Here is a 26,454-nt window from a genome sequence, read left to right on the forward strand (position 1 = left end):
ACTTTCGGTTCGGCCCGCCCGGGGGCGCGGCCCTCAGGCGGCCGGTTCGGTGACGATCCTGACGGTCAGCCGTCCCCGCCATCCGCGCCCGTCGCGCTGACGCTCGCTGCGCATCACCGGATCGGACGCATGCACGAGGCGTTGGGCGCCAACGGTCGAACCGAGGAGCACCAGCACGTCGCGGATCGCGGACAGGATGTCGCTGACTTCGCCGCGTGCGGGCTTTCGCGAATAGGCCAGAACCTCGACGGTGTGGCGTTCGCCCTCGGCCGGCTCCGCCGTCAAAAGACGCGTTTCCACCGCGCCGAGATCGACGAAGGGGATGGCAGCGCCGCGCGGGGCGCCGTCGTGGACCCGGTCCGCTCCGATCAACGCGGTCAGGGCCGCATCGGCGCGCAGGGCGGCAATGATCGCGCCACGTACATCTGCCTGGGCGCTCATCGCATCTCCTCCTCAAGCACGCATGTCACCAGACCGGAACGGCGACGGGCATCGTCGACAGCAAGGACGCGAAAGACGCGCACGCCCTCGGCAAGACGCCAGCCGCCGGCAATGCCGGAGCCGCTGCGCAGTCGCGCCACATGGGTCGCGATACCGTCGAGCCGTCCGCTCGCCTGCCGCTCCGCAAGTCCCGCCGGCGCGAGCGCCACGAACACCGCCCCGACGTCGGTAAAGACGGTCTCCGCCTCCCCGTCCGCCGCCTCGATCCGGTCCGGCCGTGCAAGCCGCATTGCCCGGTCGAGCCTGTCCGCCGCGCTCACAGCCTGAGCATCCGATAGGGCGCAAGAAGGGCCGACCAGCCCGCCGGCACGCCCGCCGTCGCCGCGTCGAACCCCGCAGCCCGATTGTCGAACCAGTGGGAAACAAGCACCAGGATCGCCTGTCGCAGGACCTGCGGCACGGCATCGCCGTCGACGCCATAGCCGGCGGTGAATTCCACCTCGATACCATTGAAGCCGGAAATCGACGCGGGTGCGGCGGCGGCCACCCGGAGCCGCGGCGGTTCCGCCTGTCCGTCCAGCTTGTGATCGGCCTCGGCCAGCGTCACCGGCAGGCCGTCGCCGTCATAAACCGTGATGCTGTCGACGGACTGGACCGGTCCGACCGGCAGGCGAATGATGCGGCCAGGCGGCCAGGCATCGAGATACAGACGCCAGCCCTGCGTGACGAGCGCGCGGCGCGCGACGCGCTCGAGGTGCTGGCGCGCCGCCTCGATCAGGCGCGCGATCAGCGTATCTTCTTCGGTCCCGCTCACCCTGAGATGGGCACGCGCCTCTTCCAGCGTCACCGGTTCGAGCGCCGGCGGGGTCGTCACAATCGCCGTCATGGCGGTCCTTTCCAACGGGATGGCAGTTGAAGGGAGCAATCGGGAAAACGGGGGGCCGCCCGTGCGGCGGCCCCCGCAACCGGTCAGACCGAAAAGGTCAGGCGGAGAAAGTCAGGAGCTTGATCGCGTCGAAGTCCTGCACACCGCCGCCGACGCGCTTGGTCGTGTAGAACAGCACGTAGGGCTTGGCCGAATAGGGATCGCGCAGGATGCGCACGCCCGTTCGGTCGACCACCAGATAGCCCCGGCGGAAGTCGCCAAAGGCGATGGCCGGCGCATCGGTCGCAATGTCGGGCATGTCCTCCGCCTCGGTGAGCGGAAAGGTCATCAAGGTGGCCGGCGCGCCGACGGTTGCCGGCGGCTGCCACAGATAGTTGCCGTCGGCGTCCTTCATCTTGCGCACCACGGCCTGGGTGCGGCGGTTCATCACGAAGCCGGCGTTCTGCCGGTAGCCGCTCTTCAGCGCATAGACCAGGTCGATCAGCGTGTCGCCGGGATCGGAGGCGGGAAAGGCCCCCGCCACGCCGGTGGTGAGCTGACCGAGATTGCCCCAGCTCCAGGACGTCTCCGCCACACGCGTGTAGTCGAGAAAGCCGCGCGGCTTGTTGACGCCGTCGCCGGTCACGAAGGCCGTCCCCTCCTGTTCGGCGAAGGCCAGCTCCACCTCCTCCGCGATCCAGGCATCGACATCCACCGCCGCGTCTTCCAGCAACGACGGCGTCGCGGCCGGCATGGCGTAGAGCTCCATCGTCGGGAAGGCGAGTTCGGAGAGCGTCGGCGCGCCGGTCTGCGGGCGGGCGGCGGTTTCCGCGACCCAACCCGACTGCGGACCGGAAATCGAGAACGGTTTCTTGAAGACGCTGGAGGACACCTGGCGCGCACCGGCGATGGCGCGGATCGGCGAAACGCTCGTCATGCCGCGCAGGATCGCGGTCTCGGTCTCGTCCGGCACCAGATAGCCGCCGTCGGGGTCGGAGCCGACCGAGAGCGCCTTTTGCTCCAGCGCGCGCAACCCGTCTTCCCGGCCCTTGCGTATGTAGGACACAAAGGCGCCCTTGTGCTCCATGGCGAGCCCGTCTGTCGGCTCGTTCTGAGCGGTTTCGCGCGGCGGACGGGCGGACTTCAGCGCCATTGCATCGAGCCGGCGCTGCTGGCGGTCGAGCTGCGCGTCGATGCGGGTGATTTTGTCCTGCGTCAGCGGATCGGGGGCGCCGCGCGTCTCGATCTCGGCAAGCCGTTCCTCATTGGTCTCGCGGTAGGCATCGAAGGTGGCGCGGATGTCGTCGAGCTCGGCGCGATGCCCTCCCGCAGCAGCGGCATGGGTGACGGCCTTGGTCTCCGGGGCACGCGTTCCGGCTTGGGAAAATTCGGTAGGCATGGTCGAAAGACCTCCAGTTTGGTGAGTGCGACCGGCGCTTGGGCGGTCAGGAGCGAACCGCGCGCAAGGGCGACACGGCGGCGGTGCCGGGCGCGTCGAGACGCGCGCCGGGATGCAGCGGGAAGGTCACGAGCGACACCTCCCAGAGATCGATGTCGAAGACGCGCCGGACGCCGGTCTGCGGATCGCGACGGGCGCTGCGGGTGCGAAAGCCGATGGACAGACCGTCCAGCGCGCCACCGGCAAGAAGAAGCGCTGCCTCCCCCCCTGCCGTGGTGCTGGTCAGCAACCGGCCCTCGACGCGCAGGCCGCGTGCGTCCTCGAAGGCCCGGTCCCAGACGCCGATGGGTTTCGCCGGATCGTGCTGCCAGAGAAAACGGATGCCCCGCGGCCCGCGCTCCGTCAGGCAGCGGCGAAAGGCGCCGCGCACGACGAGATCGCGGGCATCGTCGGGCGTGGCGAACAGGCTGGCATAGCCGGCGACCGGCACGCTTTCCCCCGCAAGGGGCGTACGGGCGCTCACGCGGCCCGCGCGCCGGATCCGGCGCGCCGGGCCAAAAGCGCCGCCAGGCGCGCGGCGAAATGCGAGAAGACCGCCCGGTGAGCCGGATGCGGGGCGTCGTTCGCGCGCATCAGCATGCGCACACTCTCAAGAGTCTGGACTGTCATGGATCTCTCCATTGCGGCGCGGATGCGCCTGTTGGCCCTGGCCAGCGGCGTCAGGTGTCGAAGTCGCTGAACAGGCGATTGAGGCGGGCAATCGCCTCGACGAAGTCGTCGAAGCGCCGGTGCGAGCGAACCGTCTCGCGCAAGCTCCACACCAGCAGGCTGGAGGCGGAGCTTGCCCACAAGAGCAGCACCAGATGGGCGAGATCGCCCTTGCCGGCAATGGTCTCGACGACGGGCTCCATCACGTCGGATCCGGCGAAGTCGCCGGCGCGGGGCCAACCGGCGGCGGGGCCGCAGGCTGCGCTTCCGCCCCATAGCCGACGGCGACGCGTTTTTCGGCTTCGGTCAGGAAGCTCGCCTGCTCCAGCCGCGCCCACAGGCCGGCGCGTTCGCTGGAAAGCGCTTCCACCTTGTCGAGATCGGGCGAAAGCCGCAGCGGTTGCGCCCGGTCGGGCGACAGCCAGCGCGCCAGTGCCTCGCCGACCCGCGAGGACAGCGGCAGAACCGTCTGGCGCCAGAAGGCACGGTTGGCCTCCTGGAAATTCGAGTAGGTGTTGTCGCCGGGAATGGCGAGCAACATCGGCGGCACCCCGAAGGCGAGTGCGATCTCACGCGCCGCCTGGTTCTTGGCGGCGATGAAATCCATGTCGCGCGGGGTCAGCCCCATCGGCTTCCAGTCGAGACCGCCTTCCAGCAACAGCGGCCGTCCGGCGTTCGTCGGCCCCTGATAGCCCTCCTCCAGCTCCTTCTTCAGCCGGTCGAACTGTTCGTCGGACATGTTGGAGGCGTCCGGCCCGCCATAGACAAGCGCACCGGAGGGCCGTGCCGCATTGTCGAGCAGCGCCTTGTTCCAGGCCCCGGCCGCATTGTGCAGGTCGAGGCTGACCTGCGCCGCCTCGATGGGGGCGAAACCGTAGTGGTCGTTGAGCGGGTGAAACACCTTCAGATGCAGCACCGACGGCCCGCCGTCGCGCCCGTCCGCCGCCAGCCGCACGGTCCGCCCCGCGACCGTGTAGTCATAGGCCTCCGGCCAGCCATCGCGTCCAAGCACCACCTTCACCCGGTCGGGACGCAGCGCGTGCAACTCGCGCAGGGCGCCCTCCACCGCAACGCCTTCCAGATAGGCGTTGCCGGCGACCAGAAGGTGACCGTAGACCTCCTCCAGAAAGGTGGTGCCGGACGCCATCTGGTTCGGCGCGGCGAGCAGGTCGAGCACCGGGTGGCGATCGAGTTCGCGGTCGCCGTCATAGAGCACGAAGGGCACGCTCGCGGCCGCCTCCGCGATCATGCGGACGGCCCGGTGAACCACCGGGTTTCGGGCATAGCCCTCGCGGGCAAGCGCTGCATAATCGCGCGGCGTCCACACCGGACGACCGGCCCCGTGAAACGCCAGCAGCGGTCCGGCGCGCGAGGCTTTTCGTTCCTGCGGCACGCGCAGAACCGATTCAAACATGGATCGTAACCCCATGATCGCCCTTCCTTTTTTGCAATGTCTTGAGAAACCGATTCCGCGACTTGAAGTGCGCGGCCAGCGCCTTGAGAAAGAGATTCAGATGCTGCGCAGGCGCGGCGTCCCGCCGGCCTTCAGCGCCAGTTCGTGCAGCGCGTAGACAAGCGCGTCGAGCCGGTCCGGCGAGCGTCCGTTCGACAGGCCGTCGCGGGTGAAATCCGTCATCTCGTCTTCCAGGTCGGGGAAGGCGCCGACATGACGCACGCGCCCCTGCTCGTAGAGCATGGCGACGGGTTCGGCGCGCAGCCACTTGCCCCGCCTGGCCCGCACGGGCCGCACCGGCACGGCCGGATCCACGCCGGCGATAACGGCCGTGACCATCTCGCCGCCCTGGTTGACCTCGGCGACCAGACAGTCGGCGTCGAGGTCGCGCCACAGCGCCACCGCCGCCCCTGCCCAGCGCGCAGGGGCGGCAGCCCCCATGCTCCGGTCGGCCAGAACATGAACGATCCCCTCGCCGTCGATCCCGGCGGCGACGATGCCGCAGGCATCCGATGCGACACCCGAGCTTGCCGGCGGATCGACCGCGACAACGATGCGCTCAAGTGCCGGCATGCGATCGGTCCGCAGCGCCTCCAGCGCGTCGCGGTTCCACATCGCGCCATCGCGGCTTTCCACCATCTCGCCGTCGAGTTCCTGACGGGCGAGCCGGGTGCCGCCATAGCGGGCCCGGATCGCGGCGACGAAACCGGCGGCCAGATGCGCGGCATTGCTCTCCGTCGGCGCCGTCACCGCGCGCGTGCCCGGATCGGCGAGCAGCCGCTTCAGCAGCGGGATCGGGCGCGGTGTCGTCGTCACCAGCTGGCGCGGCCGGTCTCCCAGCCTGAGCGCGAATTGCAGCATGTCCCAGGTTTCCTGGACGTGACGCCATTTGGCGAGTTCGTCGCACCAGGCAAGATGAAACTGCGGTCCGCGCAGCGCATCCGGGTCTTCGGAGGAAAACACCTGGGCCACCGCTCCATTGGGCCATTCCAGTCGCCGGCGCGAGGATTGCCAGCGCGGTCGCTCGGCGGCGGGGTGCACGCCGAGCAGACCGGAAATCCCTTCCACCATCACCTCGCGGGCGTCGAGCTGGGTCTCGCCGACGAGCGCGATCCGCAGCCCGTCCGCATCCGGGCGGTTTGCCGCGTCCCGCACACAGGCGCGCAGCCATTCCGCGCCGGCGCGGGTCTTGCCCGCGCCGCGTCCGCCCATCAGCAACCAGCAGCGCCAGTCGTCGTCGGGCGGGCACTGGTGGGAATGCGCCCACAGCCGCCAGTCATGGCGCAGAAACGTCAGCTCCCGGTGGTCCAGCCTTGCCAGAAATGCCGGCAGCAGCCCCCCTTCGGCACAGCCGATCAAGGCGCTCCGCAAGCTCTCGCCTGAGTGCATCTTCATCTCCCCCGGTGGGATCGAGCGAGGCAACGCCGGAGCGCAGCTCGATCAGGACATCCAGCGTCTTTGCCAGGCTGCCAAGCGTCCGGGCGTTGCGCTCGAGCGTGCCGCCGTCGGCTGTTGCGCCGCCCTCGCCGGCCGCAACGCGAAACTGGGTCTCGATTGCCGAGATCTGGTGTTCGAAGGCCTTGGAAAGCCGTGCGACCATGCGGGCGAGGCCCGGCGTGTCGCCCGCCTCGATCAGGTCGCGAACCGAGGCCGCCCTCAGCCATCCCTCCTCGCGGGCATGGCGCGTCACCGTCGCCGCCGTGACGTCGAGGCGGCGGGCGATCGCATCGAAGTCAAGGCCGTCGTTTTCATAAAGGCTGCGGGCGATGCGCCATCCGTCCGCGCTCAGATGCACGGGGCGCTTGCGCGCGCGCCGCCGGCGGGTGTCCTTGCCGGCGCGCGGTGTTTTCTCGTCCATGCCGTCTCCTTCTGGTCCGGGCCCGCGGGGCCGCATTATCCGCCGCCCTTGCCTCGCGCACGCACAGGCCCTAGAACCGCTTCATCGGCAAATTGCGATGAAAGTCTTCCTTGACCTGTTCGTCCCCCCGTCCCGACGCGCGAAACACCGCCTGCTGCAACACGGTCCCGGCCGCTCCGTCGGGGCAAGGCGACGTCGCCCTTCCCGATGCGTTCAAGGCGCTTGCGCATTCCGCGAGGCTTGAGATCCTGCAAGTCTTGGCGACGTGCGAGACCGCCTGTTGCGGGGATCTGGTGAAACGCCTGCCGCTGGCGCAATCGACCGTCTCGCAGCACCTCGGCGTGTTGCGCGCCGCCGGCCTCGTTGGCATGCGCGGCGACGGGCGCTGCTGCCACTATCATCTGGAACCACAGGCCCTTGCCCGCCTCGCCGCCGACGTCGAGGGCCTGTTCGCCGCCTTCCGGCAACCGCCGGCGCCGGCGCGAGCGCAAGACACACAAGACCGCATGGCGCCCGAGCGCCGGCGAAAGGACCCTGAATGACCAGCCGCCGCTCCGGCGTTCCCGCCGCCACTCCGCGCATTTCGGCGGACGAGACCTCGACGCTCAAGACGCTTGGCCAGCTCTGGCCCTACATTTGGCCGTCCGACCGGCCGGACCTGAAGTCGCGCGTCGGGCTCGCCGTGATCGCGCTGGTCATCGCCAAGATCGTGACGGTGTTTTCGCCTTATTTCTTCAAATGGGCGACGGATGCGCTGACCGGCGAAGGCACGGCCGGCAAGGCGGCGGATGCCGCCGCCGACACCGCTCTTGCCGTCGGCAGCCTTCCCGCGTGGATCGTCGCGCCGGTGATGCTCGTGATCGCCTACAACGGCGCGCGCATTCTCTTCGTCGGCTTCAACCAGCTGCGCGACGCTCTGTTTGCCCGCGTCGGCCAGCATGCCGTGCGCCAGCTCGCCTATCGCACCTTCCGCCACCTCCACATGCTGTCGCTGCGCTTTCACCTGCAGCGCAAGACCGGCGGCCTGTCCCGCGTGATCGAGCGCGGGGTGAAGGGCATCGAGAACATCGTGCGCTTCACCATTCTCAACGGCATTCCCACCATCATGGAATTCGCCATCATGGCGGGAGTGATCTGGTACCAGTTCGGCTTCGCCTATGTGGTCGTGGTCGCGGGCATGATCGTCGCCTACACCTGGTTTACGGTGCAGACCTCCAACTGGCGCATCGCCATCCGCCGCGACATGAACGCCAGCGACACCGACGCCAACTCCAAGGCCGTCGACAGCCTGCTCAACTTCGAGACCGTCAAATACTTCGGCAACGAGGCTTGGGAGGCCGACCGCTTCGACCGCTCGATGGAAGGCTACGAGCGCGCCGCGACCCGCACCTGGACCTCGCTTGCATGGCTCAACTTCGGTCAGGCCGTCGTGCTCGGCGTCGGCACGGCGATCTGCATGGTGATGTCGGCGCGCGCCGTGATGGCCGGAACGCAGACCATCGGCGATTTCGTCATGATCAACGCGCTCCTGCTGCAACTGTCGATCCCGCTCAACTTCATCGGCTTTCTCTACCGCGAGATCCGCCAGGGGCTGACCGACCTGGAAGCGATGTTCGCGCTCCTCGGCGAGCCGGCGGAAATCACCGACAAGCCGGACGCAAAGCCGCTTCAGGTCGACGGCGGCACCGTCCGCTTCGAAGACGTTCGCTTTCACTACGATGCCGACCGCCCGATCCTGCAGGGCATCTCCTTCGAGGTGCCGGCCGGCAAGACCGTTGCCATCGTCGGTCCGTCGGGTGCCGGCAAGTCCACCGTCTCCCGGCTTCTGTTCCGTTTCTACGACATCACCGGCGGACGCATCACCATCGACGGGCAGGATCTGCGCGACGTGACGCAGGCCTCCCTGCGCGGCGCGACCGGCATGGTCCCGCAGGACACGGTGCTCTTCAACGACACGGTCGCCTACAACATCCGCTACGGTCGCAACGACGCCACCGACGACGAGGTGCGCGAGGCCGCGCGCATGGCGCAGATCGCCGACTTCATCGAAAGCCTGCCACAGGGCTTCGCCACAGAAGTGGGCGAGCGCGGACTGAAACTCTCCGGCGGCGAAAAGCAGCGCGTGGCGATCGCGCGCACCATCCTCAAGGCGCCGCCGATCCTGATCCTCGACGAGGCGACCTCCGCGCTCGACACCCACACCGAGCGCGAGATCCAGGCGGCCCTCGATCAGGTATCGAAGAACCGCACGACCGTGGTCATTGCCCACCGGCTGTCGACCGTGGTCAACGCCGAGGAGATCCTCGTGCTGGAAAAGGGCCGCATCGTGGAACGCGGCCGCCATCCCGACCTTCTCGCGGCAAACGGTCTTTACGCCTCCATGTGGGCGCGCCAGCAGGAGGCGTCTGAGGCGGAGGAACGGCTGCGCGCCGCGACACGGGACGATCCGGGCTTCATCGTGCGCGGCCCGCGCGCCGGCGAGGAAGAGCCGGCGCAATAGGCGCAATCATGCTCACGGATTGATCTCGCGCCCGCTCCGGTGCAAAAGGGGCGCACGACCGCACGGCAGTGCCCGGACGCCCCGCCTTTTCGGGCATCCGGCAAGGCCCCAACGCACGGAACCACCGATGTCGCTTACCGATACGATCACCAAGACGCTCGTGCCCATCCATCGCGAAGGCTGGCCGTTTATCGCCATTGCCGGTGCCGCGACGGTGCTCGTCGGCTGGTTCGTCGACCCGCTGTTCTGGATCGGCCTTATCCTGACCGCCTGGGTCGCCTATTTCTTCCGCGATCCGGCGCGCGTCACGCCGATCGACGACGATCTCGTCGTCTCGCCCGCCGACGGCACCGTGTGCCAGATCGGGCAGGCCGTGCCGCCCCCGGAGCTGGAGCTCTCCGGCGAGCCGATGATGCGGGTCTGCATCTTCATGAATGTGTTCAACTGCCATGTGAACCGCGCACCGATGGGCGGCCGCGTCACCCGCATCGCCTATCGCGCCGGCTCCTTCCTCAACGCGGAATCCGACAAGGCCAGCGCGGACAACGAGCGCAACGGCCTCGTCATCGAAAGCGGCGAGACGCGCATCGGCGTCATCCAGATCGCCGGCCTCGTTGCGCGGCGCATCGTCTGCTTCGTGCGCGAGAACGAGAACATCGGCGCCGGCGAGCGCTTCGGCCTGATCCGCTTCGGCTCGCGCCTCGATGTCTATCTGCCGCTCGACACACGCGTCACCGTGGCCGTCGGCCAGACCATGATCGGCGGCGAGACGGTGATCGCCGATCTTTCCGCCGAGACGCGCGACGCCGTTCTGGCGCGCGTGAGCTGAGCGAGGTTTCATGTCCGCACCCTTTGCACCCTATGATCCGGGTCCCACCCGCCGCCGGCGGGGCCGCGCGCCCCGGTTTCGCCGGGTGCCGCTGCGCCTGATCCTGCCCAATCTCGTCACCCTGCTGGCGCTGTGTTCCGGCCTCACCGCCATTCGCATGGCGCTGGAAACCCGCTGGGACTTCGCCATCGGCGCCATCGTGCTGGCCGCCGTGCTCGATGCGCTCGACGGGCGCGTCGCACGACTTGTGAAGGGCACGTCGAAGTTCGGCGCGGAGCTGGATTCACTGGCCGATTTCGTCAATTTCGGCGTCGCGCCCGCGCTCATCCTCTATTCCTGGCTGCTCGACGAGGTGCGCTCCATCGGCTGGATCGCGGCCCTTGTCTTCTCGATTTCCGCCGCACTCCGGCTGGCGCGCTTCAACGTCTCCATCGACGATCCCGACAAGCCCGCCTGGGCCGTGAACTTCTTCACCGGCGTGCCCGCGCCCGCCGGCGCGCTCGCCGTGCTGTTTCCGGTCTATCTGGAATTCGTCGGCATCCTGCCGCACTGGCCGGAGCTTGCGCCGGTGGTCGCCGTCTATGTCGTGATCATCGCGCTCTTGATGGTCTCGCGACTGCCGACATTTTCCGGCAAGAAGCTCGGCTCACGCATTCGCCGCGACCTCGTGCTGCCGCTCTTCGTCGCCGCCGTTTTGTTCGTAGCACTTCTGGTCAGCTATCCGTTCGAGATGCTCGCCCTGGGGGCCGCCGCCTATCTGGTGTCGATCCCGGTCGCCTGGCGCTGGCATCAAAAATACACCTCCGGCCAGATCCCGGGTGCGGCGGCCGACGACACAAGCGCCAATGACGACGGAGACGAGGCCGACACCGACCTCGACCACCTCGGCGACCGCGACAAGGGCGACACCGGCTGACCGGCCAACTGCCGTCCCTCGCCCTCGACCGTCGCGCCCCACCCGAACAGTCGGGCGGCTCCGGAAGCAGGCTGCATCCAACAGCTTGAATCAAAAAGGCCGAACGCTGCGCCGGCTCCCCGCCGGCCGCACCAGTTCGACCATGCCTGAACCCTACCCGATCAGCGTTGCGCTGTCAAGGAATTTTTTCCTAGTTCTATTCGTGACGTGCCAAGGTGCGAATGCGGAGCCGCTTCGCGACAGGCAAATTCTGGAAGGGCTAGGGAATATAAGATCGCACCTGAGATGATCGAGGCGAGGGATGAGCGATCAACGATCAACTAATCTTTGCGAGGAAGCGGGTTCAGCTTACGCGGCAAGGGAAATCTACTTGGCAATGGCACGGGTAAGAGTTTCTGCCCGCCAAGAGAGAGTAACCTCTTAGGTCCTGCCCAAATTGCCAGAGACAGAGCAAAACCATTGTTTTTGAGGTCATCCATTGTGCGCGCCACCTCCATCATATCGTCGGTTGGAACATGATATCGATTCAAAGACAGATGGTCTTTCTTGGAGGATTTGGTCAAAGAGATTCCTCCATCAACATCGTTCATGTTAATCTGGCTGTGCGCTATAAGATTCCGGTTTTCTAGACAGACGTTGAAAGCAGCTAGGTACGCATCGAGACAATCAAATTCTTCTGTCGACAACATCCGCCTACCTTCTAGTCGGAGAAGATCTGTCCGGGAGCGATTGCCTAGTAAGCTGAAAATACGTTGTGCAGTTTGGTGTTCGACTTTTATTATTCGCTGCAAAATTTGGGCGAGCACGCCTTCACATAGATTCCATGCGATTATCACAGCACCAACCGCGTAAACTTCGTCAGACCGCCCAAAACGCCTATCATTTTCGTTAGTTTCACACATGGCAGACACCGATAAAAATCAAGATCAAGAAAAAGGCGACGAGATTCTAAAGCAAATGCTCAAGACGCCGCCTGATCAGATAGTTAAGCCCAAACGCGAGCAAGGCCCAAAAAGGCACCGGATTTTTATTCATAATAAGCGATATAGGCGCCCTGGATAAGTAGCTTGAAGCGATTGAAGCTTGGCCGCCTGAGCATCGTTTGAAAGCGGTCGACCAGCTTCAAGAAACTATTCGCGGTCTAAGCGATCTCTTAAAGCGGCGACATCATCAGCAAGTGACCGAAGTCCCTCTAGGCATAACGCTTGAGATGTCATTATCGTAGCCATATCGGCATCTTGGTTTGGGTGTGATAGTGCACGCGCTCGTTCATGCAATCTTTGCTGATTATCAGCGAGCCGTCTTCTAAGATCTGCGTCCATAACATTCCTCCCAACTAATGCCGAGGAATTGCACACGCAAAAAGCGTAGTGAGTCAATCATTCAATACGCTTCCTATGCTTTTAAACTTGCGCGCCTTCTGCTCAGACGTACGTACTTTCGGCAGTCCGCCGATAGGCAAGGCGTTTGCCACGGACCATGCGAAGGCAGTGTTCAGCATGCTTCGCGCCGGCCAGGACCTTCGCCCCACACACGGACGTCATCCCCGACTTGATCGGGGATCCATTCCACGTCACCGCAGGGCTGAAACGCCTGAAGGGTTGCCAGACTTCGCCACCATCTCGACCGCCAATCGCGCTGAGGGTGCCAATGGATCCCCGATCAAGTCGGGGATGACGGCGGAGGCAAACGGCGACGCCCGAGCGGCATCATCTCTCCTCCGGCCCATCCTCCGGTCCCTCCCCCGGCCAGTCGACGACGAAGTTCTCGTAGTCTTCCAGCTCGATACCGTCTTCGGGGAAGGTGCGGCCGCGTACGGAGATGCCGGCGGCGTGGACCGTTTCCGGGTCGCCGGAGACGAGCGGGTGCCACCAGTAGAGGTCGTGCCCCTCCGCGACCAGCCGGTAGCCGCAGGTGGGCGGCAGCCAGGTGAGCTGCGGCACGGTCTCCGGTGTGAGCGGCAGACAGTCCGGCACTTTTTCCAGGCGATTGTGATAGTCGCCGCAGCGGCAGCTCTGCTGATCCAGCAGGGTGCAGGAGAGCGAGGTCCACACCACCTCGCCGGTGTCCCAGTCCTCCAGCTTGTTGAGGCAGCAGCGGCCGCAGCCGTCGCACAGGGATTCCCATTCCGTATCGCTCATCTCGGCGAGCGACTTGGCGCGCCAGAACGGCTCGGATTTGCCCGGACCGGCGACGCGGGACGCCGCATCCTCGGCCCGCGCAGGATCGGCGCCACCTGCCGTTGCGGCAGGATGCCGTGCATCCGTTGCCCCGGCATCGGGGGTCTTTGCGCCGGTATCGCGCGCGGTCATTGGCTGTCCTTCCCTCACCTTTCTTGAAACGCCGGCCGGATCGGGAGTACAACAGGTCGCGCGGGGCACGCGCATGCGGCGGCGTCAAACTCGACCGCCATAGCAGAACGGACGGACAAGGTGAACAAGGGATCAGCTCCCCCCGACGGCACGACGCCGGAACCACCGAAAACCCCGGTCGGGACTCCGCCGAAAGGCGGACGCCTGAAGGCCGGGCTTCTGTCCGCCGACGCCTGGGTCGACACCGCGCTGTGGCGGCTTACCTCCAGCCTGCGTCACGGTCTCGAGGGCTATTCCGCCTGGCTGCGGCGGTTTCGCGCGCGCGGGCCGGCGCGGGTGGCGGCCGAGCTTGCCTCCGACGGCGTCACCTTCGGGCTTCTCGGGCTCATCGTCATGCTGGCGCTGGCGCAGGACGCCATCGACAAGACCGCACGCGCCGACTGGCGCACGACGGAGGATTTTTCCGTCACCTTCCTCGACCGCTTCGGCAACGAAATCGGCCATCGCGGCATCCTGCTCAACGACACCGTGCCGCTGGAGGAAATCCCCGACCACATGATCAAGGCGGCGCTCGCGACCGAGGACCGGCGCTTCTTTCACCATTTCGGCATCGATGTCGTCGGCACCTTCCGCGCCATGATGGAAAACGTGCGCGCGCGCACCGTCGTCCAGGGTGGCTCCTCGCTGACCCAGCAGCTTGCCAAAAACCTGTTCCTGACCAACGAGCGCACGCTGGAGCGCAAGATCAACGAGGCCTTCCTGGCGCTGTGGCTGGAGATGAACCTCTCCAAGCGCGAGATCCTCAAACTCTACCTCGACCGTGCCTACATGGGCGGCGGCACCTTCGGCGTTGCGGCGGCGTCGGAGTTCTATTTTGCCAAGAACGTGCGCGAGCTGAGCCTTGCGGAAGCCGCGATGCTTGCCGGCCTGTTCAAGGCGCCGAGCAAATACGCCCCGCACATCAACCTGCCGGCGGCGCGCGCGCGCGCCAACGAGGTGCTGACCAACATGGTGCAGGCCGGCTTCATGACCGAAGGCCAGGTGATCGGCGCGAGACGCAATCCGGCGGTTGCCGTCGACCGCAGCCGCGACCGCTCGCCCGACCATTTCCTCGATTATGCCTTCGACCGACTCAAGGAGCTGGCGCGCGAATATCCCGCACTCGCCAACGACCGCATCCTGACGGTGCGCACCTCGCTCGATCCGGGCCTGCAGCGCCAGGCGGAGCGCGCGATCCTCGATACATTGCGCCAGCACGGGCAGCGCTACCGGGTCGAGGAAGGCGCCGTCACCGTCGTCGTGCCGGAGACCGGTGCCGTGCGCGCCATGGTCGGCGGCAAGGATTATGGCGCCAGCCAGTTCAACCGCGCGGTCGACGCGCTGCGCCAGCCAGGGTCCTCGTTCAAGCCCTTCGTCTATATCACCGCCTTCATGAACGGCTATTCGCCGCGTTCCGTGGTGCCGGACGCGCCGATCAACATCGGCGGCTGGAGCCCGCGCAACTACGGGCGCAGCTACCGGGGTCCGGTCACGCTGAAACTGGCGCTGACGAAATCGATCAACACGATCCCGGTGCGCCTGTCGCAGGCGCTCGGGCGCGACAAGATCGTGGAAAACGCCCATGCGATGGGCATCAGCACCGAATTGAAGATCACCCGCGCGCTGCCGCTCGGCGTCGCCGAGGTTACCGTGCTGGACATGAGCGCGGCCTATGGGTCGTTTGCCAGCGGCGGGCTCAAGGTGGTGCCGACGCCGATCCTGGAGGTGAAGAATTCCACCGGCGAGACGGTCTATGAACTCAGCCGCCACCGGCGCGCGCCCGAGCGCGTGTTTCCGCCGGAAAAGGCCGCGGAGATGAACGACGTGCTGGTCAATGTGGTGGAAGCCGGCACCGGCCGGCGCGCACAGGTCCCCGGCGTCACCGCCGCCGGCAAGACCGGCACAACCCAGGCCTATCGCGATGCGTGGTTCGTCGGCTACACCGGCAATTACGCGGCAGCCGTCTGGTTCGGCAACGACGATTTCAGCACCACCGCGCGCATGACCGGCGGCAGCCTGCCGGCCATGACCTGGAAGGCGATCATGGAATACGCCCACAAGGGCATCGAGTTGAAGCCGATGCCCGGCGTCGACCGTCCGCCGCAGCCGGCCGAGGCGCAGATCGCCGGCGGCGAGGCGGGCGGCGCACGTCCCCGCCTGCTGCGCGAACAGTCAATCGCGGTGCTTGAAGAGATCGGCGCGCGTCTCGACGCCATCGGCAAGCGCGCGGACCTTCCCGCCGGGGGACCGGTCGCGGGGCGCGACGGCGTGGAGTCCATCACCCGGTGACCGTTGCCTTCGACAGAAATCCCGAGACCGACGGGCTGGCTCCCGATCGCGTGCCCGCGATCCTCCGGCATCGGCGTGGACACATGTGGCTCTCGCTGGCGGTCATCCTCGCCATCGGCCTCGTCACCGGGCTCGGCAGCGCCTATCTCGCAGTCGACAACGCCCCGGCCTTCGACACGCTGGAGCTTGGCGTGTGGCAGGCCCGCCCCTTGCAAGGAACCACCGAGGCGGATCCCTATTCCGCCGCCACCCATGCCCGCACCGGGCGCGTGCCGCTCGCGTCCGGCGAGGGACTGATCTTCCTCGCCCGCAGCGACTCGGCCGGTGCCACGCTGTCGCCCGCCTGCGATTACCTGCTGGAAGGCCAGGCCGCGCCGGCGCGGCTTTGGACCCTCACCGCCCTCGATGCCGGCCTCAGGCTGAGCGACACCGGCGCGGAGCGCTCCGGCCTGCACAGCCGCCAGGTCCTGAGGCGCCCCGACGGCTCCTTTGCCGTGCATGTCGCGGCGCGGGCGCGCGCGGGAAACTGGCTGCCGAGCGCGCGCGATGCCGATGGCCTCGTGCTGGCGCTGCGCCTCTACGACACGCCGCTGACGACCGGCACGGGTGTCGCCAACGTGCCAATGCCCGAAATCACACGGGGAGACTGCCGGTGAGCGCGCCCGGGTCGATGATGAAAAGGCTTCGCGGGATCGAGCGGCTTGACGTGGCGCGCGGTTTCGCGCTCGTGCTGGCGGGCCTGTTTCTCGGCGGCATCATCCATGTCGCGGTGGTCATGAGCGTGCCGCATTTCGTGCCGGTGACCGCCTATGCCAGGGCCGCCGCCTTCGGGCCGGACGGCGTCTTCAACCGGTTGCCGGACAGCCGGCCGGGTGCGGAGCCGCTTCCCATGCTCGATCCGATGATGCTGCATGCCGCCTGCCGCTTCGATCTCGACGACGGCCCGCTGAAGATTGCCGCCGCCTTGCCGCCGCCGTTCTGGTCGTTCGCGCTGTTCAACGCCCGCGGCGAGGCGATCTACTCGCTGAACGACCGCACATCGGGCAACGACGGCATGCTCGACGTTTTGGTGATCACCACGGAACAATTGAGCGTGTTGCGCGAGGACCCGCCGCCCGGACTGGAGGATCTGATCGTGATCGAAACCGCCGAAACGTTGGGGTATGCCCTGCTGCGCTCCTTCGATGGCGATCCGATGCGGCGCGATATCAAGGAAGCCGCGCTCGCCGAGGCCAGTTGCCGCACCCTCGACCAGGAATGACCGCCGCCACCCCCGCCCCGTTTCCAGACATTTCCTCCGACCGAAAGAAAACCGCATGACCGAAAGCGGCGCCCCCGAAACGACCCCGCGCGATGCCCGCACACTGGCCGCGACCCGCAAGGCGATCGCGGTTTTGCGCCCGCATATGGCGGCGCATTTCTCCGTGCGCCTGTGGGACGGATCCGTCGAGCCGCTGGGCGAAAACGTCGTGCCGGGCCTGATGCTGGAGATCAACGAGCCGGGCGTCTTGCCCTCGCTCATCCGCCGCCCGTCGCTCGACCGGCTGATCCGCCATTATGCCCACGGCCATATCGACATTTCCGGCGGCACGATCATCGACATCGGCCGGCCGTTCGCCGTGGACCGCGCCGCGCGCCGGCGCATGCGCAAGGTCGGCAAGATGGCGCTGGCGAAGGCCGCCTGGCCGCTCGCGACCGCGCCGGCGATCTCGCCCGACGCGACCCGCGGCTTTTCCGGCGACGCGGACGGACGCGCGCGCAAGGGCGCCGGCGACAACAAGCGCTTCATCGGTTTCCACTACGACGTCGGCAACGATTTCTACAAGCTCTTCCTCGATCCCGAGATGCAGTATTCCTGCGCGTGTTTTCCAGGCGAGGATGCGACGCTGGAAGAGGCGCAACAAACCAAGCTCGAGGTCACCTGCCGCAAGCTGCGGCTGAAGCCGGGCGAGCGGCTGCTCGACATCGGCTTCGGCTGGGGCGGGTTGTTGTGCCATGCGGTGCGCCACCACGGCGTCATCGGCCATGGCGTGACGCTGTCGGAAGAGCAGCTGGCCTATGCGCGCGCCAAGGCGGAAGCCCTCGGCATCGCCGACCGGGTCACCTTCGAGCTCAAGGACTACCGCGACCTGACCGGCAGTTTCGACAAGATCGTGTCGGTCGGCATGTACGAACACATCGGCCTCGACAACATCCCGGCCTATTTCTCTACCGTCCAGCGGCTGCTTGCGCCGGGCGGCCTGTTCCTCAACCACGCGATCTCGCGGCGTGCCAAGAAGCGCCGTCACCGGCTGATCAAGCGGCCCGAACAGCGCGCGCTGCAGAAATACATCTTCCCCGGCGGCGAGCTGGACGACATCGGCCATACGGTCGCGGAGATGGAACGCGCCGGCTTCGAGGTGCAGGACGTGGAAAACTGGCGCCAGCACTACGAGCGCACGACGCAGGTGTGGTGCGAGCGGCTGACAGCGCGCCGCGCGGAGGCCGAGGCGCTGGCCGGTCCGGAGCTCTACCGGCTCTGGGTCGCCTATCTCGGCGGCTGCGCGCTGACCTTTCATCGCGGATCGGCGCGCATCTACCAGACACTCTGCGGCAAGTCGGCCAAGGGCACGCCCGCCATTCCGCTGACGCGGGCCGACCTCTACCGCTGACGCGGTTCGATCTATTTCTGCAGCGCCGGCCGTTCGGCACCCCAGTTGTCGTAGATGCGCGAGCGCCGTTCCTCTTCCGGCTGGCCATAGCGGTTGGAGGTGTCGCAGCCCTTTTGCAAGCGCACGATCTCCGCCGCGAGAAGCTTCCAGGCGACATTGGCATCCCAGACCTTGTCGCTCGACGGGGTTTCGATTTCCAGCGCATCGATCGCCTGACGGTAGGCGGTGAGCCGATGGCGCAGCGCCTGTACCGCCCAGTTGATGTAGCGGCGGTTTTCCCAGACGCGGGCCTGTGCGCCGGCCAGTTCCTCCTGGGTGGAGACATCGCGCCGGCCCAGCGCCCGAAGCCGCTCCTGGTCGGCGGCATCCACCCGCGCGACCACCTTGCAAAACGGCTCCACGAGTGCGGCGTCGCCTCTGGCGTCGGCGGCGACGCGGTCGTAACGCACCTCGCTGGAAGCATAACGGTCCGAACGCAGATAGGCATAATAGCGGGCCGGATCGGCCTGGCCGCCGATTTCGGGAATGACGCGCGTGCGGATCAGCTCCGTGCGGGTGCCCTCGATCCAGTCTTCGGAAGACGGCGGACGGATCAGCGTCCAGGCACGGTCCCTGAGTTCGCGTTCGTCATCGGTCAGATTGAATTTCGACACCGGCTCGCCGCGTCGCGAGGCAAGCTCGTCTCCGGCCATCGGCATGATCTTGTCATGGATGACGGAAGGGGCCGCGCGGCCGAAATCGCCGGTCGGACGCTGACACGCCGCAAGCGCAAGACAGACGGCGGCAAGCCCCGCGAAACGCAGGAGCGCACGGCGTCGCCACGCCGACTTGCCATAACCGCCAGTCTTCACCCCGGGGCCTTTCCCGTCGCCGAACCTGAGAGCGTCGACGCGCGGCGCAGGGCCGGCGGCGACAATCCCCGGTCCTTTGCCTTCAGAGCGGACGGACCGGGTCGCGATCCGCGCCACGATGCGGACCGTTCTCTTGTTTGCGCCCGATTCGGGCCGCAAGATCAAGCGTATCACGTTCCATTCGCACGCCCGGGAAGATCACCACCTCGGCTTGATGGCCGGGTCGCTGCGGTGCGCATCGATGAAGCGAACGCTCGAAACGTCGGGATGAATTGAAACTCAGCACGGTGCCCATTGCATCCTCCATGAGCCCTGCGGCGCGGCGGGAGGCCGAACCCTTGAACCCTGGCAGGTCACGCGAAACCATCTGCCGTAAAGTCAGTAGGCGCGAGTCACGGTTAACAAGTCGCTAACGGTTTTCTGCCATTTCTATGCAAGCGGGCCGTTCGTGCGCGGCGGTCCGGCGTGTGGTTTGAGTCCGGGACGCGTTGTGGTCCCGCGTAGAGTGACAAGTCCGCCCCGTGTCCAAGACTGACAAGCATCCGCCCAGTTCCCCCGCGCCGCAGGGCTCCCGGCCCGCGGCCTACAAGCCGTTGGATGGCGTCGTGGATCTTTCCCTGGATACAAAGAACAAGCGCAAGGAACACTTGCTGCTTGCCGCGACCGAGCTCTATGTCGCGGCCGACTCGCATCCATTGCAGGAGCAAAGGGTGTTCGAGGAACTCTTTCGCCAGCTTCTGCCGGAAACCCCCGCTCCCCATCGCCTCACCATCGCGCGACTGCTTGCCCCCTATGGCGATGCACCGCTGGACTGCCTGTCGCTGCTGACCTTCGATCCCGACGCCGAAGTGGCAACCGCAGCGCTTGCGACGCCGCGCGCCCTGCCCGAAGCCGGCCTGATCAACCGCGCCGCGCGCGGCCCGGAATGCGTGCGCCGCGCCATTGCCGTGCGCCGACCGGCGTCACCGCGCATCGTCTCCGCGCTCCTGCGCCATGGCGACGCACAGACCGTTCGCGTCCTGCTCGAGCAGGATGACATCGAGATCGACGACGACCTGCTGGGGATCCTTGCGACACGTCCCGATGTGCTCGAACCGCTGGCCTCGAGCCTTGCCCGGCGCAAGGCCCTGCCGTCCGCCATGCTGTTTCGGCTGTTTCTCGATCTGGACACGACCGGCCGGATGGAAGCCATCGCGGCCGCCGAAGCCCGCACGCTGTCGGAGCTGGCCCAGAAAGGCGATCCGCGCATTCTGTCGGCGCAGTTCAAGCCGGCCGTGCTGCGGTCGCTGGTCGATGCCGCGCTGTCGGGCGGCGTCGCGGTCTTCGCCGCTCATCTCTCCTATACGCTCGATCTCCCGGGCGATATGGCCGCCCGCATCGTCGACGACCCCAGTGGCGAGGCGCTGGTCGTCTGCCTGCGCGCGCTCGGCACCAGCGACACGGAAAGCGGCCGGATCCTGGTGCGCCTCCTGGGCACCCGCCTGCCGCTTGAAGAGCTGCGCGCATTGATCAGACTGCATGACACCATCACGCCGCGCGCCGCGATGATCCTCGCCCAGGGCTGGCGCAAGACCAGCGCCGACCCGGTCGAGACGACGGACAGAGCCGCCGTCCATGCCCCCCTGCAGGAGGGCATCGCCCATGCGGAGCGGCGCGCGGTCGGCGCGCCGGCACAGGCCGGGCCTGTTCCGGTCCCCAGGCGCACGGTGCGCCGCGACGCCGGTTGAGCGAAACGCCAAACCGAACGGTCAATTCGCATTAAAGTTGTTTAAATCATTTTTTTGCCATTTATACGAGAATTGCGCTAGCATCTTCCCGGAACCGACGACCGCTGAAGGCCGAAGGTTCTTCGGGTGACCCATGGTGCGAGCCGGTTTCCCGATGCGCCAACGCGGCCGAGAGCGCACCCCTTGCGTGCGCGCTTTGCCGGAACGCAAGGGGAGCGACATGACCCGCATCACCCACGGCACGTTTCCGATTGCAAAGCCGCCACAGCTTGAAACGCGCGCAGAGGCCACCGCGCCGGTGCTGCCGTCGAGCTGGGAATGCACGGCCCTGCTGCATGCCTACAGTCCGCCGCCGTCCGACGATCCCAAGACCACGCCGTTTTACCAGATGTGCCTCGCCTTCATCGGCTATGTCGCCGGAGAGACCCTGTCGATCCGGGTCGTCGGCCTCGACTACGGCACCTGGTGGTACGTGATCACCCCCTCCGGCACCAAGGTCTCGACCGACAAGGGTCTGACATTCACGGATGTCGACATGGGCTGGACCCTGCCGACGCAGAACTGGCTTCCGGACACAGCGAGTTATTTCCAGACCGGCTATCTCAACTGGATGGAGGCGCAGGAGGTCGACTGGTGGAAACAGCCGGTGGAGGGGTCCAACGCCGCGACCTGGACCTGGTTCGACAGCGCGACGTCGCTTCCCTTCCGCATGATGTTCGGCGCGCCGCCGCCGTCGCCGACCATGGGCGATCCGGCGCAGCTCGCGTTCTTCCAGAATTTCTCCTTCACCTATTTCCCGACCTTCGAGGCAACCTCCTCGCCCAATGTCAGCACATGGGTCACGCCCGTCATCGAGGGGTTCCAGCCGGGAAACCCGAAAAATCTCAAGCTCGTGGTGTGGAACGACTGTTTCTACATGACGACCTTCATGACGCCGGTCGATTCCGCCAGCCTGCCGCTGCCGACCGTCGTGCTCTACCAGTGGAAGCCCGACGCCGATTACCGGGTCGTGACCGACCGGGCGCAGGCGACCATCATGTCCTATGAATACAACCCGAGCGCAGGATTTCAGGACCAGGTGGCCTTGCTCTATGGCGTCGCGCCGACGGGCACCACCCCGCCGCCCTGGGCGGGAAACGGCTTCATCTACAATGAGATCTATTTCCTGACACGCGGCTACCCAACGCCCGTCGTGCTGTCCTGCGACAACATCGGCCTCGGCCAGCAGCCGCCGGACTGGGCCCGGATTCCGGCCGTGGAAGGAACGATCCACGCAACGGTCACCGACAATGCCGCCCTTTCGCCCGGTCAGGCGACCAACATCATCTCGGTGCTGTTTCCGCCCACGAAGGAGTATCCGCAGGGCCGCTATCTGTGGACCTGGTATTCGCTCCTGCCCGGCTCCGACGGAACGAACGCGCGGCCCGTCACCTTCATGGAATCGGCCTCAACCATCGCCGAGGGCGGCACCAGCCTGGCGCTTGCCGATTACTATGACTACGTCGAATCCCCTTCCTGGTTCCCTTCGGAGTATTACGCGCTGCCCGAACTCTGCACCGTGGCGACGGGTGGCGAGGCGAAGACAGACAAACCGACCGGCGCCGCCCTGCATCACACCGCGCCAAACCCCAAGGCGTGACGCCGTAGCCACGGAGACCGGGACGATGAACCATCGCGTCAATACGCCCAAGCCGGGCCGCCGGCGGCGGCATCTTTCCAATGGCGCGCGTGCCGGCGCCCTGCTGCTCCTGGCCGGCATCGCCGCCCCCGGCTCTCACGCGCAAGTCGTCGAGGCCTATATGCTCGATCCGGATTTTCCGCAGGCGGGCAGCTTCGATTTCCGGAACGTGAGCTGGACGACCCTGTCGCCGGACGGCGAACGGCTTTTCATGGTGCAGCGGGGCAATCCGGCGGTCTCCGTCTGGAGCCTCGACGGGGACCTGCTCTCCACCTGGTCGACCACGGATCTCGGCGAGCCGCATTCGCTCACCTTCCAGACGGCGGACGACGGCACGGACTACGCCTGGATCACCGACATGGCGCCCCCGGTGACGGCGAGCGAAAGCTATGGCCACTGCGTCAAGAAATTCACCCTCGACGGCACCTATCGCGGCAGCATCGGCACCTGCGGCGAGACCAGCCAGGGCACGGGCCTCGATCCGGTGCAATTCGACAAGGTGACCGACGTCGCCTTCGACAGCGGCGGGCTGATGTGGGTGACCGACGGGGATCTCGACGGCCTGAACAACCGGGTTCTTTCCATCGACCCGGCGACGGCGACCGTCTTGAGCGACTGGTCGGCACCGGACAACCAGCCCGGATCGGGCGAGCGGGAATTCAACCTGCCCCATGCCATCGACGTCGATACTTGCGACCGGGTCTATGTCGCCGATGCCTTGAACCACCGCATTCAGATCATCCGCACCGACGGCACCTTCCTGCAGGAACTGGCCTGTTTCGGCGATCTCGGGGTTTACGGCCTGTCGCTGGCGCAAGCGCCAGGCGCCTCGACCCTGCAGATGTTCGTCACCGCCAGCACCACCACCTTCACCGGCGTGGGGATCGCCTCGGTCTTCGAGGTCGATCCGCTCTGCACGGCGGCTCTTCCGGTTCCCTCGGGCTGCGATGCGGCGGCAAGCTGGGACATCGCCCTGCCGAAGGGCACCAGCGGCGAGGCCCTTCACGCGGCCGAGGCAACCGCCAACGGCGCAGCGCTCTTCATTTCGCCGCTTGGCGGGGACCTGCTTCCGCAAAAATGGAACCGCTCGGCGGCCATCGCGGAGTAGTCCCCTGGCGCGGCGCGGCCTGTGACAGGCGGTCGTTCAAATGTTACACGGGTCTGATACGGCCTCGGGACCGCCCGCAGTGCCGGGCCGCATTGTCCGGGAGACCTCAATGACGACCAGCTTCAAGGCCGCCATCCGCGCTGCCGCCGTTTCTGCCGCCGTGTTGTTCGCCGTTTCGCCCGCCGCCGCCGAGGTGTCCGGCAAGCTCGTGCTCTACACCTCGCAGCCCAATGCCGACGCGCAGCAGACCGTCGATGCCTTCACCGCAAAACATCCGGGCGTCGAGGTGGAATGGGTGCGCGACGGCACCACCAAGATCATGGCCAAGCTCAGGGCCGAACTTACCGCCGGCAATCCCCAGCCCGACGTTCTCCTGATCGCCGACATGGTGACGATGGAGGGCCTCAGGCAGGAGGGCCGGCTCATGGCCCACGAAACGGCGGACGTTTCCGCCTACGATCCGGCGCTGATGGACGCGGAGAAAACCTATTTCTCCACCAAGCTGATCACCACCGGTATCGTCTACAACACCAGCGCCGAAATGGTGCCGACCTCCTACGCCGACCTCCTGAAGCCGGAGGCCAGGGGCCGCATCGCCATGCCCTCGCCACTGACCTCGGGGGCTGCCACCATCCACATGGCGGCAATCACCGCGCATCCCGATCTCGGTTGGGCCTATTACGAAGGGCTCGCCGATCAGGGCGCCAACCCGCAAGGCGGCAATGGCGGCACCTACCGGGCGGTTGCCGGCGGCGAGAAGCTCTACGGCTTCGTCGTCGATTTCCTGCCGATCCGGGGCGCCGCAGACGGGGCACCGGTTGCCTTCGTGTTTCCCGAGGAAGGCGTTTCGGCCGTGACCGAGCCGGTCGCCATCCTTTCCACCGCCAGGAACCCGGACGCCGCAAAGGCTTTCGTCGACTTCCTGCTGTCGGCCGAGGGACAGCAGCTTGCCGCCGACCAGGGCTATCTGCCCGCGCATCCGGACATCGCGCCGCCCGCCGGCTTCCCGGCCCGCGATACGATCAAGCTGCTCGACTTCAATCCGGCGAAGGCGCTCGAAAACGACGTCGCCGACAAGATGAAGTTCGAAGAAATCTTCGGCGGGTAACGCTTGCCGAAGCTGACAAGACGCATGGGCGGCGGCGAAGGGTTTTCCCTCGCCGCCGTCGTCTCGTTGACGACCCTCGTCTGCGGCCTGCCGCTGGCGCTTCTCTTCGCCGTCGGACTTGCGCCGGAAGGCACGGTGACGCTTGCGCCGCTGATGGAAACCGCCGCCTCGCGCTCGGTCCAGCGCGCGCTGTGGAACTCGCTGGAGAGCAGCTTCCTCTCCGCCGTTCTTGCGTGTGTCGCCGGCACGGGGCTTGCGCTGGTGATCGGCCTGACCAACGTGCGCGTCAAGGGCGCTCTCGTCTTCCTGGTGCTGATCCCGATGATGATCCCGCCGCATGTGACGGCAATTGCCTGGAGCCAGGCGCTCGGCCCGGCGAGTCCCGTCTTGCAGTGGCTCGGCCTTGCGCCGGCACCGGGTAGCCCGCACCCGGTCTATACGCCCGCCGGGCTCGTGGCGCTTCTGGCGCTGCAGCACATGCCCATCGTCTTCCTGGTGGTGCGCGCGGCACTCCGCGCCTTTCCGCGCGAGTTGAGCGATGCGGCAAGGGTCAGCGGCGCGCAAGGGGTGCGACGCCTGACGCGCATCACCTTGCCGCTGCTTGCACCCGCCCTTCTCGCCGGCTTCATGCTCGCCTTCATCAGCGCGCTTGGAAATTTCGGCATCAACGCGCTGATCGGCATTCCGGCGCGCTACACCACCCTGCCGGTTCTGATCTGGCGCCGGCTTGCCGGCTTCGGACCGGATGTGATCGCCAATGTCGCCTTGATCTCGGTGCTGCTCGCGCTCGTTACCCTCGTGCTGGTCGCGACCCAGACCCTGCTCCAGCGGGGCATGCGCAATGCGCTGGTCGGACTGCCGCAGCAGCCGCTCGCCGTCGACCTCGGACGGATGCGCGGCGCGGTCGAGGCAGCGCTTTGGGCCTTCGTCGCGCTGGCGCTCGTGTTGCCCGCGACCGCGCTTTTCGCCACCGCGCTGGTGAAAACCTACGGCCTGCCGCTCGCCGCCGACACCTTCACGCTGGCAAATTTCGCGGAAATCCTGTTTCGCCAGTCGGTGACGCTGCGCGCCTTCGCCAATTCCACCTTCGCGGCCGCCGTGGCGGCGCTCTTGATTGCCGCGATCTCCATCCCGCTCGGCTATTTCCTGATCGTGCGTCGCGGCACGGCGCGCCGGCTGGCCGGGCTGGCGGCGGCCCAGGCCGACATCGCCTATGCGGTGCCCGGCCTTGTGATGTCGATTGCCTTCATTCTCTTGTTTCTGCGCCCGCTGCCGCTCTTCGGCGTCAGTCTCTACGGCACGCTGGCAATCATCCTGATCGCCTATGTCGGGGTGTTTCTCGCAATCGGGCTGAAATCGGTCACGGCGGCTTACGTCCAGATCGACGACAGCCTGGACGACGCCGCAAGGGTGGCAGGCGCCCGTTTTGCGCGCCGGTTGCTGCGCATCTATGCGCCGCTGGTCGCACCGGCTGCGGCGTCTGGCGCGATTCTCGTGTTCCTTACCGCCTACAACGAGGTCACTGTCTCGGCACTCCTGTGGTCGGCCGGAAACGAGACCATCGGCACCACCATCTTCAACTATGAGGATGGCGGCTACACCACGCTCGCCGCCGCGATGGCGAGCGTCACGGTGTTTGCGACCGTGCTGGTGATGCTCGCCGTCAATGGCCTCGCCCGGCATGTGCCGCCGGGCACTATCCCCTGGCGCGACTGACAAGAA

General features: G+C 66.7%; 27 protein-coding genes. 13 read left to right on the plus strand and 14 right to left on the minus strand.

Features of this window, described 5'->3' with window-relative positions; translation table 11 throughout:
• Positions 1–33: 33 nt before the first annotated feature.
• From G572_RS0118955 to G572_RS0119000, 10 genes are all read right to left on the minus strand, one after another.
• Positions 34–441: a DUF3168 domain-containing protein gene (locus tag G572_RS0118955; RefSeq protein WP_029059823.1), complete on the minus strand. Its 408-nt coding sequence runs from the start codon at positions 439–441 to the stop codon at positions 34–36.
• Positions 438–761, minus strand: coding sequence for a head-tail adaptor protein (locus G572_RS0118960; RefSeq protein ID WP_037547464.1), 324 nt, complete (start codon positions 759–761; stop codon positions 438–440). Before G572_RS0118960 ends, G572_RS0118955 begins: the two co-directional genes overlap by 4 nt.
• Positions 758–1,327: a head-tail connector protein gene (locus G572_RS0118965; protein ID WP_029059825.1), complete on the minus strand. Its 570-nt coding sequence runs from the start codon at positions 1,325–1,327 to the stop codon at positions 758–760. Before G572_RS0118965 ends, G572_RS0118960 begins: the two co-directional genes overlap by 4 nt.
• 97 nt (positions 1,328–1,424) lie before the next feature.
• Complete coding sequence (locus G572_RS0118970) at positions 1,425–2,705, minus strand: phage major capsid protein (protein WP_029059826.1); 1,281 nt, start codon at positions 2,703–2,705, stop codon at positions 1,425–1,427.
• A gap of 46 nt (positions 2,706–2,751) precedes the next feature.
• Positions 2,752–3,228, minus strand: coding sequence for an HK97 family phage prohead protease (locus tag G572_RS24710; RefSeq protein WP_051242749.1), 477 nt, complete (start codon positions 3,226–3,228; stop codon positions 2,752–2,754).
• Positions 3,225–3,374, minus strand: a complete 150-nt coding sequence (locus G572_RS26335) for a hypothetical protein (protein WP_156884734.1) — start codon at positions 3,372–3,374, stop codon at positions 3,225–3,227. The genes G572_RS24710 and G572_RS26335 overlap by 4 nt, the downstream gene beginning before the upstream one ends.
• 50 nt (positions 3,375–3,424) lie before the next feature.
• Positions 3,425–3,616: a hypothetical protein gene (locus G572_RS0118985; protein WP_029059827.1), complete on the minus strand. Its 192-nt coding sequence runs from the start codon at positions 3,614–3,616 to the stop codon at positions 3,425–3,427.
• Positions 3,616–4,827, minus strand: coding sequence for a phage portal protein (locus G572_RS24715; protein ID WP_084650356.1), 1,212 nt, complete (start codon positions 4,825–4,827; stop codon positions 3,616–3,618). The genes G572_RS0118985 and G572_RS24715 overlap by 1 nt, the downstream gene beginning before the upstream one ends.
• Before the next feature lie 96 nt (positions 4,828–4,923).
• On the minus strand, positions 4,924–6,255 hold the full coding sequence (locus G572_RS0118995; protein WP_084650358.1) for a DNA-packaging protein: 1,332 nt from the start codon (positions 6,253–6,255) through the stop codon (positions 4,924–4,926).
• Positions 6,143–6,724: a helix-turn-helix domain-containing protein gene (locus tag G572_RS0119000; protein WP_029059829.1), complete on the minus strand. Its 582-nt coding sequence runs from the start codon at positions 6,722–6,724 to the stop codon at positions 6,143–6,145. Before G572_RS0119000 ends, G572_RS0118995 begins: the two co-directional genes overlap by 113 nt.
• Positions 6,725–6,834: 110 nt before the next feature.
• On the opposite strand from G572_RS0119000, the gene G572_RS26050 reads away from it, so the two are divergent.
• From G572_RS26050 to pssA, 4 genes are read left to right on the plus strand one after another with little or no spacing between them, the layout of a single operon-like run.
• A complete protein-coding gene (locus G572_RS26050) occupies positions 6,835–7,266 on the plus strand; it encodes an ArsR/SmtB family transcription factor (protein WP_084650361.1) in 432 nt (143 codons plus the stop codon).
• Entirely contained in the window at positions 7,263–9,224 is a 1,962-nt protein-coding gene (locus G572_RS0119010) for an ABCB family ABC transporter ATP-binding protein/permease (protein ID WP_029059830.1), read from the plus strand. Before G572_RS26050 ends, G572_RS0119010 begins: the two co-directional genes overlap by 4 nt.
• A gap of 19 nt (positions 9,225–9,243) precedes the next feature.
• Complete coding sequence (locus G572_RS0119015; protein ID WP_281168775.1) at positions 9,244–10,053, plus strand: phosphatidylserine decarboxylase; 810 nt, start codon at positions 9,244–9,246, stop codon at positions 10,051–10,053.
• A 10-nt stretch (positions 10,054–10,063) separates the two neighbouring features.
• Complete coding sequence (gene pssA / locus G572_RS0119020; RefSeq protein ID WP_029059832.1) at positions 10,064–10,969, plus strand: CDP-diacylglycerol--serine O-phosphatidyltransferase; 906 nt, start codon at positions 10,064–10,066, stop codon at positions 10,967–10,969.
• Positions 10,970–11,289: 320 nt separating this feature from the next.
• On the opposite strand, the gene G572_RS26340 is transcribed toward pssA, so the two are convergent.
• Together G572_RS26340 and G572_RS24725 are read right to left on the minus strand one after the other, a co-directional pair.
• Positions 11,290–11,658 (minus strand): hypothetical protein, encoded by a 369-nt coding sequence (locus G572_RS26340; protein ID WP_156884736.1) that lies wholly within the window; start codon positions 11,656–11,658, stop codon positions 11,290–11,292.
• 1,020 nt (positions 11,659–12,678) lie between these two features.
• Positions 12,679–13,281: a YcgN family cysteine cluster protein gene (locus G572_RS24725; RefSeq protein WP_084650365.1), complete on the minus strand. Its 603-nt coding sequence runs from the start codon at positions 13,279–13,281 to the stop codon at positions 12,679–12,681.
• 120 nt (positions 13,282–13,401) lie between these two features.
• Between G572_RS24725 and G572_RS24730 the strand changes: the two genes are divergently transcribed.
• The 4 genes from G572_RS24730 to G572_RS0119045 are packed head-to-tail and all read left to right on the plus strand — an operon-like array spanning position 13,402 to position 18,260.
• A complete protein-coding gene (locus G572_RS24730) occupies positions 13,402–15,609 on the plus strand; it encodes a transglycosylase domain-containing protein (protein ID WP_084650367.1) in 2,208 nt (735 codons plus the stop codon).
• The gene (locus G572_RS0119035; protein WP_029059833.1) at positions 15,606–16,265 is read left to right on the plus strand and encodes a DUF1214 domain-containing protein; all 660 of its coding nucleotides are present in this window, start codon (positions 15,606–15,608) and stop codon (positions 16,263–16,265) included. Before G572_RS24730 ends, G572_RS0119035 begins: the two co-directional genes overlap by 4 nt.
• A complete protein-coding gene (locus G572_RS0119040) occupies positions 16,262–16,870 on the plus strand; it encodes a DUF1254 domain-containing protein (protein WP_208979158.1) in 609 nt (202 codons plus the stop codon). Before G572_RS0119035 ends, G572_RS0119040 begins: the two co-directional genes overlap by 4 nt.
• A gap of 55 nt (positions 16,871–16,925) precedes the next feature.
• The gene (locus G572_RS0119045; protein WP_037547466.1) at positions 16,926–18,260 is read left to right on the plus strand and encodes an SAM-dependent methyltransferase; all 1,335 of its coding nucleotides are present in this window, start codon (positions 16,926–16,928) and stop codon (positions 18,258–18,260) included.
• Positions 18,261–18,271: 11 nt separating this feature from the next.
• On the opposite strand, the gene G572_RS0119050 is transcribed toward G572_RS0119045, so the two are convergent.
• Positions 18,272–19,111 (minus strand): hypothetical protein, encoded by an 840-nt coding sequence (locus G572_RS0119050; protein WP_029059836.1) that lies wholly within the window; start codon positions 19,109–19,111, stop codon positions 18,272–18,274.
• 82 nt (positions 19,112–19,193) lie between these two features.
• On the minus strand, positions 19,194–19,406 hold the full coding sequence (locus G572_RS26055; protein WP_084650439.1) for a hypothetical protein: 213 nt from the start codon (positions 19,404–19,406) through the stop codon (positions 19,194–19,196).
• A 310-nt stretch (positions 19,407–19,716) separates the two neighbouring features.
• On the opposite strand from G572_RS26055, the gene G572_RS0119055 reads away from it, so the two are divergent.
• The 5 genes from G572_RS0119055 (at position 19,717) to G572_RS0119075 (ending at position 26,448) form a co-directional block, all read left to right on the plus strand.
• Positions 19,717–20,838: a DUF2336 domain-containing protein gene (locus G572_RS0119055; RefSeq protein ID WP_169391339.1), complete on the plus strand. Its 1,122-nt coding sequence runs from the start codon at positions 19,717–19,719 to the stop codon at positions 20,836–20,838.
• A gap of 220 nt (positions 20,839–21,058) precedes the next feature.
• The gene (locus G572_RS0119060) at positions 21,059–22,477 is read left to right on the plus strand and encodes a hypothetical protein (RefSeq protein WP_029059838.1); all 1,419 of its coding nucleotides are present in this window, start codon (positions 21,059–21,061) and stop codon (positions 22,475–22,477) included.
• 25 nt (positions 22,478–22,502) lie between these two features.
• The gene (locus tag G572_RS0119065; protein ID WP_029059839.1) at positions 22,503–23,624 is read left to right on the plus strand and encodes an NHL repeat-containing protein; all 1,122 of its coding nucleotides are present in this window, start codon (positions 22,503–22,505) and stop codon (positions 23,622–23,624) included.
• Between the two features lie 109 nt (positions 23,625–23,733).
• Complete coding sequence (locus G572_RS0119070; RefSeq protein WP_037547468.1) at positions 23,734–24,732, plus strand: ABC transporter substrate-binding protein; 999 nt, start codon at positions 23,734–23,736, stop codon at positions 24,730–24,732.
• A 3-nt stretch (positions 24,733–24,735) separates the two neighbouring features.
• Positions 24,736–26,448, plus strand: coding sequence for an ABC transporter permease (locus G572_RS0119075; protein ID WP_029059841.1), 1,713 nt, complete (start codon positions 24,736–24,738; stop codon positions 26,446–26,448).
• The last annotated feature ends 6 nt before the right edge of the window (positions 26,449–26,454 follow it).

It is taken from the genome of Stappia stellulata DSM 5886, assembly GCF_000423705.1.
In the GTDB taxonomy this organism is placed as follows: domain Bacteria; phylum Pseudomonadota; class Alphaproteobacteria; order Rhizobiales; family Stappiaceae; genus Stappia; species Stappia stellulata.